This window comes from Saccharopolyspora aridisoli (genome assembly GCF_004348445.1).
In the GTDB taxonomy this organism is placed as follows: domain Bacteria; phylum Actinomycetota; class Actinomycetes; order Mycobacteriales; family Pseudonocardiaceae; genus Saccharopolyspora; species Saccharopolyspora aridisoli.
The window spans coordinates 1-14,433 of sequence record NZ_SMKV01000019.1 but is presented as its reverse complement, the minus strand read 5'-3'; the positions used below and the strand labels follow the sequence as shown (position 1 = coordinate 14,433).

8 protein-coding genes are annotated in these 14,433 nt (G+C 70.5%); 3 read left to right on the top strand and 5 right to left on the bottom strand.

From position 1 onward, the window contains the following. The first annotated feature begins 12 nt into the window (after window positions 1-12). From E1161_RS28540 to E1161_RS16585, 3 genes are all read left to right on the top strand, one after another. A complete protein-coding gene (locus E1161_RS28540) occupies window positions 13-5,148 on the top strand; it encodes an SDR family NAD(P)-dependent oxidoreductase (protein WP_132624252.1) in 5,136 nt (1,711 codons plus the stop codon). A gap of 49 nt (window positions 5,149-5,197) precedes the next feature. Beyond that, window positions 5,198-6,385 carry a cytochrome P450 gene (locus tag E1161_RS16590; RefSeq protein WP_132624250.1) on the top strand — a complete coding sequence of 396 codons (1,188 nt, stop codon included), beginning with the start codon at window positions 5,198-5,200 and terminating at the stop codon, window positions 6,383-6,385. Window positions 6,386-6,491: 106 nt separating this feature from the next. Next, window positions 6,492-7,694 carry a cytochrome P450 gene (locus E1161_RS16585; protein ID WP_132624248.1) on the top strand — a complete coding sequence of 401 codons (1,203 nt, stop codon included), beginning with the start codon at window positions 6,492-6,494 and terminating at the stop codon, window positions 7,692-7,694. Window positions 7,695-7,762: 68 nt separating this feature from the next. On the opposite strand, the gene E1161_RS16580 is transcribed toward E1161_RS16585, so the two are convergent. The 5 genes from E1161_RS16580 to mhpA form a co-directional block, all read right to left on the bottom strand. Next, the gene (locus E1161_RS16580) at window positions 7,763-8,626 is read right to left on the bottom strand and encodes a methyltransferase domain-containing protein (RefSeq protein ID WP_132624246.1); all 864 of its coding nucleotides are present in this window, start codon (window positions 8,624-8,626) and stop codon (window positions 7,763-7,765) included. Window positions 8,627-8,657: 31 nt separating this feature from the next. Continuing rightward, on the bottom strand, window positions 8,658-10,439 hold the full coding sequence (locus E1161_RS16575; RefSeq protein WP_132624244.1) for an FAD-dependent monooxygenase: 1,782 nt from the start codon (window positions 10,437-10,439) through the stop codon (window positions 8,658-8,660). Next, window positions 10,414-11,502 (bottom strand): methyltransferase, encoded by a 1,089-nt coding sequence (locus E1161_RS16570; protein WP_207920272.1) that lies wholly within the window; start codon window positions 11,500-11,502, stop codon window positions 10,414-10,416. The genes E1161_RS16575 and E1161_RS16570 overlap by 26 nt, the downstream gene beginning before the upstream one ends. Before the next feature lie 143 nt (window positions 11,503-11,645). Next, window positions 11,646-12,617, bottom strand: coding sequence for a class I SAM-dependent methyltransferase (locus tag E1161_RS16565; protein ID WP_132624243.1), 972 nt, complete (start codon window positions 12,615-12,617; stop codon window positions 11,646-11,648). Window positions 12,618-12,654: 37 nt separating this feature from the next. After that, complete coding sequence (gene mhpA, locus E1161_RS16560; RefSeq protein ID WP_132624241.1) at window positions 12,655-14,319, bottom strand: bifunctional 3-(3-hydroxy-phenyl)propionate/3-hydroxycinnamic acid hydroxylase MhpA; 1,665 nt, start codon at window positions 14,317-14,319, stop codon at window positions 12,655-12,657. Window positions 14,320-14,433: the final 114 nt, after the last annotated feature.

Sequence of the window (14,433 nt, the reverse complement as noted above, 5' to 3'; positions counted from 1 at the left end):
GGCGTACCGGCCATGCCCGACGAAGAGAAGCTCGTTGAGTACCTGAAGTGGGTCACCGCGGACCTGCACCGGGCCCGGCAACGCCTGGAGGAGGTCGAGTCGGGCAAGCACGAACCGGTCGCGATCGTCGGCCTCGCCTGCCGCTTCCCCGGTGGTGTGCGCACCCCCGAGGACCTGTGGGAGCTGCTGTCGTCGGGCCGCGACGCGATCTCGGGCTTCCCGACCGACCGAGGCTGGGACCTCGGCACCCTCGTCGGCGGGGACCAGGGGCACAGCGCCACGCTCCAAGGCGGGTTCCTCTACGACGCGGCGGAGTTCGATCCGGGCTTCTTCGGCATCTCGCCGCGCGAGGCGCTGGCGATGGACCCGCAGCAGCGGCTATTGCTGGAGACCACGTGGGAGGCGATCGAGCGCGCGGGCGTCGACCCGGGCTCGTTGCGCGGCAGCCGCACGGGCGTGTTCGTCGGCACCAACGGCCAGGACTACGGGCACGTGCTCATCGGATCGCAGGAGGACGTGGGCGGTCACGCCGGGATGGGCACGGCGGCCAGCGTGATCTCCGGGCGCGTGTCCTACACCTTCGGGTTCGAGGGTCCATCGGTGACGGTGGACACCGCCTGCTCGTCGGCCCTGGTGGCGCTGCACCAGGCGGCGCAGTCCCTGCGCAGCGGCGAGTGCGCGTTGGCGGTGGCGGGCGGTGTCACCGTCATGACCACCGCGTCGAACTTCGCCGGTTTCACCAGGCAGGGCGGGCTCGCGCCTGACGGCCGCTGCAAGGCGTTCTCCGACGACGCCGACGGCACCGGCTGGGCCGAGGGCATCGGTGTCCTGCTCGTCGAGAAGCTCTCCGACGCCCAGCGCAACGGGCACCCGGTGCTCGCGGTGGTGGAGGGCAGCGCGGTGAACTCCGACGGCGCGTCCAACGGGCTCACCGCACCGAACGGTCCAGCGCAGCGCGAGGTGATCCGCGCCGCCTTGGCCAGCGCGGGTCTGAGTGGGTCCGATGTGGACGCCGTGGAGGCGCACGGCACGGGCACGACGCTCGGCGACCCGATCGAGGCGCAGGCGCTGCTGGCGACCTACGGCCAGGACCGCGAGCAGCCGCTGCTGCTCGGCGCGATCAAGTCCAACATCGGCCACACGCAGGCCGCGGCGGGTGCTGCAGGCGTGATCAAGGTGGTGCTGGCGCTGCGGCACGGCCTGCTGCCGCAGACCCTGCACGTCACCGAACCCTCGGCGCACGTCGACTGGGCGGCGGGAAGCGCTCGGCTGCTCACCGAGCCGGTCGCGTGGCCGCGCGGGGAGAAGCCGCGCCGTGCGGGGGTGTCGTCGTTCGGCGTCAGCGGCACGAACTCGCACGTGATCCTGCGGGAAGCCCCTGAACCCGAGGACGGGGAAACCGCGCCCTCGTTCCGCGACGTGGTGCCGCTGGTGGTGTCGGCGAAGTCCGCCACCGCGCTGGACGCCCAGGTCGAGCGGATCAAGAGCGCCGAGGGAAACGCGGTCGACCTCGGCCACTCGTTGCTGACCACCCGGTCGACCTTCGACCACCGCGCGGTTCTGCTGTCCACCGAGGACGGAGTGGTGGAGGCCGCGCGTGGTGTCGCGGGCAGTGGAGAGCTGGCCGTGCTGTTCTCCGGTCAGGGCTCGCAGCGGCTCGGCATGGGCAGGCGGCTCCACGCCCGGTTCCCGGTGTTCGCCGAGGCGCTGGAGGCGGTGCTGGGGCACCTAGACCCGGCCGTGCGCGAGATCATGTGGGGTGCCGACGAAGAACCGCTGCAGCAGACCCGGCACGCCCAGCCCGCGCTGTTGGCGATCGAGGTCGCGCTGTACCGGCTCGTGGAGTCCTTCGGAATCACCCCGGACCACCTCGCCGGGCACTCGATCGGCGAGATCGCCGCGGCGCACGTGGCAGGTGCGCTCTCGCTGGAGGACGCCTGCCTGCTGGTGTCGGCGCGGGCGAGGCTGATGCAGGCGCTGCCCGCCGGCGGCGCGATGGTCGCGGTCGAAGTCTCCGAGGACGACGTCCTGCCGCACCTCGTGGGCCGAGTCTCGATCGCCGCGATCAACGGGGAGAACTCGCTGGTCCTGGCCGGGCCCGAGGACGAGGTGCTGGCGCTGGCGAAGCGGTGGGAGCACAAGCGGTTGCGCGTCTCGCACGCCTTCCACTCGCCGCTGATGGACCCGATGCTGGACGAGTTCCGGACGGCCATCAGCGGAATCACGTTCTCCGCCCCGCGGATTCCGATCGCCACCAGCGGCGACGTCACGTCGGTGGAGCACTGGGTGAACCACGTGCGGGACGCGGTGCGCTTCCACGACGACGTGACCGGGCTGCGCGACCGGGGAACCACCCGGTTCCTGGAACTGGGCCCGGATGGCGCGCTCTCGGCGATGGTCGACGGCTGCGTCCCTGCGCTGCGCAAGGACCGGCCGGAAGACGTCGCGTTCCTGACCGCGCTGGCGCGGCTGCACGTCGCCGGTGTCGCCGTGGACTGGCAGGCGTTCTTCGACGGCACCGGAGCCCGGCGGGTGGGGCTGCCGACCTACCCGTTCGACCGCGAGCGGTACTGGCCGGAATCCACGGCCGACCCCCGCGCGGCGTTCGGAGCGATGTTCCAGGGGCCGAAACCGTCGCTGTACCGCCTCGGCTGGGCTCCTGTGGAGATCACCACGTCCCCCACCGCCGCGCGCTGGGCCATCGTCGGCGACGACCCGCTCGACCTCGCGCACCTGCTCTTCAGCGCGGGACAGACCGTGACGGGCTACGGCGAGGACCTGGCCGACGCGACCGGGGAGAGCGGCGTCGCCCCGGACGTCTTCCTGGTGACCCTGTCGGGCGGCGAGGACGCTGGTTCCGCGCACGCGTTGACCACCCGCGTGCTCGGCCTCATCCAGGAATGCCTGTCGAACCCGCAGCTCGACAACTCGCGGCTGGTGTTCGTCAGCCGTGGTGCGGCCATCGGTGACGACCTCGCCGCCGCGTCGGCGTGGGGCCTGGTGCGTTCGGCGCAGTCTGAGAACCCGGGGCGCTTCGTGCTCGTCGACTCCGACGGCGAGCCGATGTCGGCCGCGGTCCTGCCGAAGCTGGTCTCCGCCGACGAGCCGCAGGTGCTGGTGCGCAACGGTTCGGTGCGAGCCGCACGGCTGGCCGATCTGCCTCGGTCGGACCAGGCCGCGCACACCTGGGACCCCGACCGGACCGTGCTCATCACCGGTGGCACGGGCGGTCTCGGCGCCGAGCTCGCGCGGCACCTGGTGACGCGGTGCGGCGTCCGGCACCTGCTGCTCGTCAGCCGCCGCGGAGCTGACGCACCGGGAGCCACCGAGCTGGTATCCGAGCTCACCGCGCACGGCGCGACCGTCACGACCACCGCCGCCGACATCTGCGACACCGACTCCGTGGCGGACCTGCTGGCCGCGATTCCCGCTGACCACCCGCTCGGTGCCGTCGTGCACACCGCGGGAGTGCTCGACGACGGACTGGTGGACACCTTGACCCCTGACCGGCTCGCCGCCGTGCTGCGGCCGAAGGTGGACGGGGCGTGGAACCTGCACCGCGCCACCCGGGATCTCGACCTCTCCGTCTTCGCGCTGTACTCGTCGGTCGCGAACCTGCTCGGCGGTGCCGGACAGGGCAACTACGCCGCCGCGAACGCCTACCTGGACGCGCTCGCGGCGCATCGCCGACACGAGGGCTTCCCGGGGATTTCGCTGGCGTGGGGCCCGTGGACGGCGACGAGCGGCATGACGGGAGGCCTGAGCGACGCGGCGCTGGAGCGGATCACGCGCTCCGGGATACCGCCGCTGGCACCGGAGCAGGGCCTCGCGCTGTTCGACGCCGCCATCGCCGGCGACGAGGCCCTGGTGGTGGCCGCCCACGTCGAAACGAGCGCGCCCGGAGCGGTCGGTCCGCTGCTGCGCGGTCTCGTCTCCGATGAGCCGATCGCGGGAGCGACCGGCAGGACCGCCGCGGTCACCGTGCTGGAGCGGCTGCGCGAGGCCGACCAGGGGGAGCGCGAAGGCATGGTGCGCGACCTCGTGATCGGACTGTCGTCCGCACTGCTCGGCCATCCCGATCGGAGCGCGGTCGATCCCGAGCGCGACTTCCTGGAACTGGGTTTCGACTCGCTCATCGCGGTCGAGCTGCGCAACCAGTTGTCCGAGCAGCTGAGCACGAGGCTGTCCAGTTCCGTCGTCTTCGACAGCAAGACGCCGCAGCAGCTCGCGAAGACGCTGGTCGGTGAACTCGGCGCGCTCGACGGCGCGAACACCGCGCCCGCGCAGGGCGTCGGTCCGGCCGTGGCCCCGGAGGACACCCTCCACGGGCTGTTCATGCAGTCGGTCAGCTCGGGCCGGACGCTGCAGGGCCTGCAGGTGCTCAAGCACGTCGCGCTGCTGCGGCCGATGTTCGAGACACCGGCTGAGCTGGAGGAGCTGGCGGCCCCGGTCCCGCTTGCGAGCGGCCCGGAAGGACCGAAGCTGATCTGCATCAGCGCTCCCGGCGCCACCGCGGGCATCCACATGTACGCGCGGCTGGCGGCGCGGCTGCGGGGCAAGCGCGACGTGTCGGCGCTGCCGCTGGTGGGTTTCGAACCGGGAGAAGCCCTGCCCGCCACCAGCGAGGCGGCGGCGCGCTGGGTGGCCGAGGCCGTGCTGCACGCCAGCGACGGGGAACCCTTCGTGCTCGTCGGGCACTCCTCGGGCGGGACGCTGGCCTACTTCGCGGCCGCGGTGCTGGAGGACACGTGGGGTGTCCGTCCCGAGGGGGTGATCATGCTCGACACGCTCAGCCTCCGCTACGACAGCCACGAGGGCATGGACTTCGACGCCGTCACCAACAACTACTTCAACACCATGGAATCGCCCGCGGTGAGCCTCAACAGCGCCCGGCTGTCGGCGATGGCGCACTGGTTCGTCCGCATCGTCGACATCGGACTCACCACGACCGCGCCGAAGCTGCTGGTCCGGTGCGCCAAGGAGGTGGGTGGGACCAACCTCGAGATCACCGGTCAGGACGTCGAGGTGCCCCACGACGAGCTGCGCGTGGTGCAGACCGACCACATGTCGATGGTCAAGGAGGACTCGGCGCTGACCGCCGAGGTGATCGAGGACTGGCTCACCACCTTCGCGGCGGCGGAACCGTGACCCCGCCCGCCGGAGAGACCTGGACAACGCACAGACCTGGAGACGCGTCATGACCGCGGCACGAGAAGAACTCCCCCTGGTGGGCGTCGAACGCCCCTCCATCCTCAGCTTCAGCAAGGTCCGCCTCGACCTGCAGGCGCAGGGGCCGGTGTGCCGCATCCGCACCCCGGCGGGCGACGAGGCGTGGCTGGTGACCCAGCACGCGGAGGTCAAGGCTCTGCTGCAGGACGACCGGCTCGCCCGGTACCACCCGGACCCGGCCAACGCGCCGCGGTTCCTGCGCAACCCGATGCTCGACATGCTCGTGACCGACACCGACGTCGCGGTCGAACGCCAGGTGCACGAGGAGAAGCGCGTCCTCTACACCAAGAGCTTCGCGGCCCGCCGCGTGCTGGACCGCAAGTCCCGCGTGGAAGCCATCGCGCACGCCAAGATCGACGAGATCATCGCCGCGGGCCAGCCCGCGGACCTGCACGAGACCTTCTCCACGGTGTACTCGCAGAACGCGCTCTGCGACATGATCGGAATTCCGGAGGACGCCCGCGAGGAGCTGCTGACGCAGATGGACCGGGTCGGCGCGGTCGATCGGGAGCACGCCGAGGGCGGCGTGGAACCGGTGTTCGGCTTCGCCGCCGAGGTCGGTCGGCGCAGGCGCGAGGACCCGGGTGACGACGTGATCACGCGGTTCGTCGAGAGCGGCCTCACCGACGACGAGATCGGCATGCACGTGGTCGTCCTGCTGTTCACCGGGCTGGCCGGGCTGGTGAGCCACCTCGACTTCGGCGCCTTGCTGTTCATGCTGAACCCGGACCAGCGCGACCTGGCGATGAACGACCCGGAGATCATGGCGCGCGCCGTGGACGAGGTGATGCGCGCGACCATCGGCAGCCCGGTGCTCCCGCGCTACGCCAGCGAGGACATGGAGGCCGGTGGCGTGAAGATCCCCGCCGGTGACCTCGTGATGCTGGACTTCTCGCTGGCGAACTTCGACGCGCGGGTGTTCGCCAATCCCGAGGAGTTCGACGTCACCCGAACTCCGAATCCGCACTTCACCTTCGGGCACGGGATGAGGCACTGCACCGGCGCCCCGCTGGTGCGGGTCATCATGGCGGTGGGCTTCACGGCCCTGTTCTCCCGGCTGCCCGGCCTGAACCTCGCGGTGCCGCAGTCCGAGCTCGAGTCGCGCGCCGGCGGCAAGCTCGCCGGTGGGCTCGAACGGTTTCCGATCCGTTGGTGAGAACCCCTTTTCCGAACGTTCTCCTAGTGGTTCCGGACCTACGGTTGGCCCGTTGGACGCCAGTGGCGAGCGATCGCACACCGACGAGCGAGGTGCAGATCTGCCCATGATGGACGAAGCGCTGCCTGCCTGTCCGTTCCCGATGCCGAGGGACGACGCCCACCGGCTCGACCTCCCGCCCGAGTACCGGCGCCTCCGCGAGGAGGCACCGGTGTGCCGGGTGCGGACGTCGGCGGGTGACGACGCCTGGGTGGTCAGCCGGTACGAGGACGTGCGCGCCGCGCTCAGGGATCAGCGGCTGAGCTCGCGGGTGGCGCACCCGGGGTACCCGAAGTTGTTCTTCCCGGAGCCCGCGCCACCGGGCGCGTTCGTCCAGTCCGACCCGCCGGAGCACACCCGGTACCGGCGGATGGTGATCGGCCAGTTCACCAGGAAGCGCGCCGAGGACGTGCGGCCCTACCTCCAGGAGCTGGTGGACGCCCGGATCGACGCGATGCTCGCGATGGATCCGCCCGTGGACCTGGTGACCGAGTACGCCAAGGAGGTGCCGCTGTCGGTCATCTGCAAGCTGCTCGGCGTCCCGTACCGCGACCGGGTCGCGTTCGGGCGGTGGGTCAACAAGCTGAACGAACCGACCGCGAACCCGTCGGTGAACAAGGGGGCGGCGAGCTCGCTGTTCCAGTACCTGCGCCGGCTCGTGACCGCCAAGGCCAAGCACCCCACCGACGACCTGCTCGGCTGGCTCGCCGGTGAGCACCTGGCCAAGGGCGAGATCACCCGCGAGGAGATCACCGCCATGGCGATGATGCTGCTCTCGGCCGGGTACGACACCTCGGCGAGCGCCATCTCGCTGAGCGTGATGGCGCTGCTGGAGAACCCGGACGAGTTCGCCCGCCTCCGCGACGACCCCGACCTGATCAACAGCGCGGTGGAGGAACTGCTGCGCCACCAGAACATCATGCAGTGGGGCGTCGGCCGGGTCGCCGCGGAGGACGTGGAGATCGCCGGTCAGCGCATCCCGGCCGGCGACGGGGTGATCCTGCTGCTGCCCTCGGCGGACCGCGACGACGCCGCCCACCCCGACGCCGACCGGCTCGACATCACCCGCGAGACCGGGATCTCGATGTCGTTCGGGCACGGCATGCACAGCTGCGTCGGCAAGTTCCTCACCAGGGTGGAGATGCAGGTCGCGATCGGAACGCTGGTCCGCAGGGTCCCGACACTCCGGTTGGCGAAGCCTCCGCACGAGCTGAGCTACCGCGACGCGGCCATCACCTACAGCGTGCGCGAACTGCCGGTGACGTGGTGAGCCCGCACCGGGTGTGACGATGACCGCGCGCCCGGGTGCTCGCGGCGCGCAGTCATCGGGGAGTGCGCTCAGGGTCGCTGAGCGACGAGCAGGAGGTATCCGAGCTCCTCCACATCGATCAGCCCCGGTGCCGGAATTCCCGCTGCGAGAGCGGTTCCCAGGCCGACCTCGGGGTGCGCCGCCGCCCACTCCGTCCAGGGCCGCGACATCTCGATGAAGGTGCGCCGGGTCGTGTGCGGACTGATGTCGACGATCTCCTCGAAGAGCATCCCCGAACCGCGCAGCATCGACGGGTAGTCCTCCACCCGCACCGTGGAGAGCAGGGACGATTCGCGCAGCAGGTCCACGAAGGGGCGGTGGACCTCGGGGATGGGGGCGCGTTCGAAGAAGTCCGTCAGCACCACGCGTCCCCCGGGGCGCAGCACGCGGGCGATCTCGCCGAGCACCTGCGGGCGATCAGGCATGTGCATCATGGATTCGAGCGCGAAGACGGCGTCGAAGGAGCCGTCCCGGAAGGGCATGTTCAGCGCGTCCGCGAGGCGGAAGTCCAGTCGTCCGGCGAGATCCGCGTCCTGCGCGAGCGCCTTCGCCTGCTCGATCTGCGACTCGCTGACCGTGATGCCCGTGACGCGCGCGCCCGTGCGCCGCGCGGTGCGCAGCGCGGGCCCGCCGATGCCGCACCCGACGTCCAGCACGTGGTGCGCCTCGTCGACGCGCAAGCGGTCGATCACCATGTCGGTGAGCCGCATGGCCGCGACGTCCAGCGGAGCGTCCTCGTCCGGGGTCTCCCAGTAGCCGAAGTGCAGGTGTTCGCCGAACCCGAAGTTGGGTACCTCGGCCTCGTCGGGCCAGAGGTCGCGGGATTCCGCGGCGAAGCGGTCGTAGAGTCTGCCGACCGCTTCGGCGTTCGAGGTGCTCGACTTCTCAGGCATCAGGGGCTCCTTGGGGGCGTCGTCCGTCGGGTCACCGGGTTCCTCCGAGGAGCGGGGTGAGCACCTCTGTCAGTTCCGCGACCGGTTCGTCCACCGCGTCGGGGCTGCGCCAGGCGACGAACCGGTCCGGGCGGACCAGCACCGCACCTCGCTCGCTGACACCCCGGTTCGCGATCCAGGTGGACCGCGGGTCGTGGTAGTCGCCGTCGACGTGCCCGATGCTCAGCGCGTCCAGCGGAACGTCGTAGCGCTCGACCAGCTCGGTCGCGGCCTCGGTCCACGCGTCGTCCTCGCCCGCGATCAGCAGGAACCGGCCCGGCCGCACCAAGTCCATGAGCGGAACGCGGTAGCCGTCGTGGTCTTCGAGCAGCGCGTGCGGCAGGGGCTGACCGGGGCGCGTGCCGGGTTGGTAGTGGCGGACCGGGTCGGGGTTCGCAGGTTCGGGAGTGCCGTCGGGGATCACCGCGTCGGACTCGTAGGTGTAACCGCACTCCAGGTTGAGCGCGTTGAACTCCATCGACTGGGTGGTGATGGCCCGGCGCACGGCGGCGCGGAACTCCGCGTCCTCCGGAAGTCCGCTCCAGAGCCTGCGCAACGCCCGCCAGTTCTCCTCCGGCACGCTGTCCGGTCCCATGCCGACGGTCTCGATGGCCTGCAGGTGGTTGACGATGTTGTTCACCGCTCGCCGGACGGTGCGCCCCGTGACCTTCCTGCGCTCGACCTCGTAGGTCTCCAGCAAGGGCTCGCCGGCGTCGCCGTGCAGCACCGCCGCCAGCTTCCAGGCGAGGTTGTGCGCGTCCTGCACCGCCGAGTTCAGGCCGTACCCGCCGGTGGGCGGGAACCGGTGCGCGGCGTCGCCGAGCAGGAAGATCCGGCCTTGGCGGAACCGATCCGCGACCGAGCCGCCCATCGTCCAGCGGGAGACCGCGTGCACCTGCACGTCCGCCTGGTCGACACCGAGGATGGTGCGCACCTCGGCCACGACCGCCTCGTCGTCGGGGCCGTCGACGTCACCGGTCACCGGACTGGTGTGCACGACCCACTCCTCGGAGTCCGGGCCCCAGTTGTCGGGGCCCATCGGCAGGAGCGTGGCGCCCACACCGGTCTCCGGCAGCCACAGCCACCGCAGCAGGACCTCGGGGTCCGACACCGTCTTCGACAGGTCGGCGGAGAAGTGCACCGAGACCATGCGCGCGATGTCGTCGACGCCCTCGGACCCGATGCCCAGCGCCGGCGGGACCATCCGCCCGCCGTCGCAGGCGAGCAGGTACCGGCTGCGCACCTGGTAGGTCCGGCCGGTGGAACCGTCGCGCACCGTGGCGGTCACCTCGGCGTCGTCCTGCTGGAAGTCGGTCACCTCGTGGCCGAACCGGAGGCGTCCCGGGGCGAGTTCCTCGGCTCGGTCCCTCAGCAGGGGTTCGAGCCGCATCTGCGGGAGGTTCGCCGGTCGGCAGGCGCTGGCGGCCAGCCACGCCGGGTTCTCGCCGCCCGCGCCCCAGAGCTCGACCTTGGCCAGGCAGCGACCGCACTCGTCGTGATCGCTGCCCTCGACGTACCAGCCCGCGTAGGCCATGTTCTCCGGCGGGGTGCCACGCTCGTAGACGGCGTCGGCGATGCCCGCGTCGCGCAGGACCTCCATGGTCCGCTGGTGGAGCACGTGCGCCTTGGGCAGGACGGAGGTCGTCTGCGCGGCGCTGACGAGCAGCGAGTCCACTCCGTGCAAGGACAGCAGGATCGACGCGGTCAGCCCCGCGCCGCCACCTCCCACGATGAGCACCGGTACGTCGTCAGCGGTGGTCCCGGGATCGGTCATGTTCTCCTCCTGCGGCGCGGGACGACTTCCAAGCGGGCTTGCGCCCCACGACCGCTCCGTCGGCTCCGGCGGCGTCGAAGCGGACCACGTCGATGTCGACGAATCCCGCATCGGACAGCCAATCCCGGTACTCGGCCTCGGAGTAGTTCTGGCCGCCCGCGTGGCTGACGAGCATGTTCAGACCCATCACGGCGGCGTTCGCCGGGCCGGTGCGGTCGGAGTTGAGCAGCAGTTCGCAGATGAGCACCGCGCCACCGGGCTGCAGCGCGGCGAAGCACTTGTCCAGCAGTGCGCGGTTGGCCTCCTCGTCGCCGCAGTGCATGACCTGGCTGAGCAGCATCACGTCGTAGCCGCCGGGCAGCACCTCGTCGGTGTTGAAGTCGCCCGGCAGGGCGCTGATGACCTCGCCGAGCCCGGCTTCGCCGATCTTCCGCTCGATCACGGGGCAGACGTGCGGCAGTTCGTACACACCCGCGGTGAGCGACGGCACCCGCCGGCACAACTCGATCGGGATGCCGCCAGAGCCGCCGCCGACGTCGAGCAGCCGGTGGTGCGCGCCGAAGTCGTAGACCTCGCCGAGCGCCTTCCCGGTGTACCCGGCCAGCGAGTGCATCGCCTCCCAGAAGAAGTTCATCATAAAGTCGTTGGGAGCGAAGACCGTTTCCTGCTTCTCGGGATCGACGAACATCGACCTGTTCGTGCGCAGCGAGTTCACCAGCTGTTCCCAGCCGGGGTAGAGCGCGCGGTCGTAGAACTGCACGAACCCGCCGAAGAAGTGCGGTCGGTCCTTGACGAGGAATTCCTCGGCCACGGGGGAGTTCCGGTAGACCTCGCCGTTCTTCTCCAGCAGGTCGAGCGCCACCAGCGCGGGGAGCAGCACGTCCGCCGGGCGCTGCTGCAGGTCCGTCTCGGCGGCGAACTCCTCCGCGGTCACCTCGCGCCCGTTGGCGAGCCGGGTGAACACCTCCAGTTCCACCGCGGCCGAGAAGGTCTTGAAGCGCATGAAGCCGGTGGTCAGGTCGAGCAGCGGCCGCTGACTGACCTCGTTCGCGATGTCTGCCAAGACTCCTCCTGCCGTGTGAGGGGCGGACGACCGCCACGATAAGCACGAACCCGTTAGTGAAACTCCCAGAGAGGTTTCGGTGTTCGCTTGCTCGGCGGTGCGAGCTGAGTCCCGCGCTTGGAACAGCGGCTGCCGCCGCAGTTTCAGCTCCTCTTTCGAGCGATGTTCTGGCGGTAGCTGTGGTAGGACTGCTGCGTGCGCTTGGGGCGGATGCGGGTGGCTTCCAAGACCTGGTCGAGCCAGTCCCGGTGCCCCACGAAGTCCGCTCCCGCGAGGTGGCTGCCGCCGCGGCCCATCATGATCCGGGTCTTGACCGAGAGCTTCTTCGACGAGAAGTTCTGGCGGTAGAAGCTGCCCGGTACCAACCTCTTCCGGATGGCCGCGCGCACGGGCTCGGTGATGTCGACCTCTTCGGCCCACTCGAACGCGCGATCCTGCTGCTTGAGCTGCGTGAGGCGCGCGTGGGACTGGTCGATGAACAGGTCGACGTGCGAGAGGTACCCGCCGGGCTTGAGCACCCTGGCGGCTTCGTCGAGGAATCCGCCGAGATCCGGGTAGTTGTGGGAGCTCTCGACGTTGATGACGACGTCGAACTCTCCGTCCGGGAAGGGCAGGTCCTCCGCGTCGCCCTGCACGAAGCTCAACCGGTCGACTCGGGACAGCCGGGCGTTGGCCCGATCGGTCGCCGCTCGCGACAGGTCCAGCCCGATGATCTGCGAGGCGTTGACCAAGCGCGACAGGAAGTTCAGCCCCTCTCCCAGTCCGCTGCCGACTTCGAGGACGCCCTTGCCCGCGTAGCCGTCCAGCGGGATCGGGATCTCGCGCAGCGCCTGGAAGTACAGCTGCTCGGACAGGCCGTCGGTGTCGTACCGGTCGAAGTCGGGGACCAGCTCGCGGATCTCGGCGAGCACCCGCTCGTCGTGCATCCCCCAGTTCCAGAAGTCGCCCTTGGTCGACCACGACGCGACGCCGTTGTAGATCTCCGAAACCGCTCCCTTGACCTGCTCCGGGGCGGGGCCGCCCCGTTCCGCCTCGGACCGCTTGTTCAGCTTGCGGAATCCCGAGGCGAAGTCCTCCGCCGTCGCGGCGTTCGAATTGTGCGTGCTCGTCGACATTGCCGTGTCCGCCCTTCCTGCGCCAGGTTCTGCGTGGTCACTGCTGGGGGCTCGGCTGCCGGGTCGCGGCCGGGCGGCGCGGGATCGACGGCGAGCCGGTGATCTGCGAGCGGAGCTCGCGCACGAGCCGGGTGATGTCGGAGCGGTCGCGTGCGCCACCGAAGACGTAGAAGTCCGGGCGCACCAGCACCGCGGCCTGCTCCAGCTCGTCCAGGTACGGGAGGTAGACGTTGCCGACGTCGACGACCTCGTGCGGCTGCGCGTGCTTCGGCCCGGTCCCGAAGGGCAGGACCCGGACCAGGTGCGTGCCGATGCCCTCCAGGAACGCTCGCCCTTCGTCGTCCAGCGCGGCGTGGGGATCGAGCGAAGTGATGAGCGCGAAGCCGTTCCCGACCACGTCGTCGAACAGACCCCGATGTTCGCCGCGCGCCACTTGGCCCTGCGGCATGAGCTCACCGGCCGGTTTGACGATCGTGCGACCGATGTTGCGGCGCAGGAAGCCGTCTTCCAAGGCGAACGACGGCGGCGCCGCCTCCGGCTGGTCCTGTTCGGACCGCGAGGCGATCAGGTACTCGTCCCGCCGGGCGGCCTTCACCGGGTCGAGCTCGGAAACCAGCTTGCCCATCTCGATCGACGCGTCGGTGGTGCGCCGGACCTGCTTGGCGCGCTCGACCACGTAGGTGTCCAGCAGGCGTTCGCCGGCGAGGCCGCGCAGCACCAGGTCGAGCCTCCAGGAAAGGCTGGCCGCGTCCCGGACCCCGGAGCACATGCCCTGCCCCGCGAACGGTGGCATCAGGTGCGCCGAGTCACCGGCGAGCAGGAGCCGTCCCCGGCGCCACTGCTGGGTCATGCTGGCGTCGAAGGTGTAGACGATGTTGCGGGTCAGCGTGGCGTTGTCGGGGGAGGCCCCGTGCGGTTCGAGCAGGCTCCACATGGCCTCGACCGTGCTGAGCTCCTCGACGCTCTCGCCCGGCAGCAGCATGAACTCCCAGCGGCGGTGACCGCGACCGCTCGCGACGATCGTCGTCGGCCGCTCGGGATCGCAGATCTGCACGTCCGTCGGGTGGAACCCGCGCGGTTCGTGGAACACCACGTCGCAGAGCAGCCAGTCCTGCGAGAAGCCGAAATCGGTGACCTGCGCGCCCATGTGCTCGCGGACGATGCTGTTCGCACCGTCGCAGCCCACCAGCCACGACCCGGTGAGCGGGCCGTCTCCGAGCACCGGACCTGGTGCGCGCACCTCGACGTGGTCCCCGCGGTCCACCAGGCTCTCGACCTCATGACCGTAGAGCATCCTGAGGTTGGGCAGCGCTTCCGCGTGCGCCCGCAACGCCGCCTCGTACGAAGGCTGGTGCATCACGGCCGCCCTCGGCCACCCCTGGTGATCTGGCTGGTAAGGCGCGTCGAAGCTGAGCAGTGTTCTGCCGGCCGCGTTCCGGAACTCGTAGACGCCCATCGGTTCACCGAGCTCGTGCAGCTGATCGCCGATCCCGGCGGCGGCGAAGTTCCTGGAGGTCTCGCCGTCGATCGTGACGACGCGGGGGAAGGGGTACTGCTCGGCGTAGCGCTCCAGGACGGCCACCTGCCACCCGCGGTGGGCGAGCAGCAGCGCGAGTGTCAGTCCCACCGGGCCGCAGCCGACGATCACCACGTCCGCGTCGGCGCCGCGGTCGGACCTTGAGGACTTCGTTGGGATCGGCATCTCACTTCCGCTCGGCGTGGTCGGAGTCGTTCGCGTGAACGGCGTTGCGGCGTCAACCGTAGGCGCAGAACTCTCGGGGTTCTCCCAGTTCTCGCCCACCCCGGCCCGTCCGCC

Excerpts from the sequence above, each read along its gene's own strand:
- E1161_RS28540 (WP_132624252.1), top strand. The coding sequence starts at position 13 with ATGCCCGACGAAGAGAAGCTCGTTGAGTACCTGAAGTGGGTCACCGCG.
- E1161_RS16590 (WP_132624250.1), top strand. The coding sequence starts at position 5,198 with ATGACCGCGGCACGAGAAGAACTCCCCCTGGTGGGCGTCGAACGCCCC.
- E1161_RS16585 (WP_132624248.1), top strand. The coding sequence starts at position 6,492 with ATGATGGACGAAGCGCTGCCTGCCTGTCCGTTCCCGATGCCGAGGGAC.
- E1161_RS16580 (WP_132624246.1), bottom strand. The coding sequence starts at position 8,626 with ATGCCTGAGAAGTCGAGCACCTCGAACGCCGAAGCGGTCGGCAGACTC.
- E1161_RS16575 (WP_132624244.1), bottom strand. The coding sequence starts at position 10,439 with ATGACCGATCCCGGGACCACCGCTGACGACGTACCGGTGCTCATCGTG.
- E1161_RS16565 (WP_132624243.1), bottom strand. The coding sequence starts at position 12,617 with ATGTCGACGAGCACGCACAATTCGAACGCCGCGACGGCGGAGGACTTC.
- mhpA (WP_132624241.1), bottom strand. The coding sequence starts at position 14,319 with ATGCCGATCCCAACGAAGTCCTCAAGGTCCGACCGCGGCGCCGACGCG.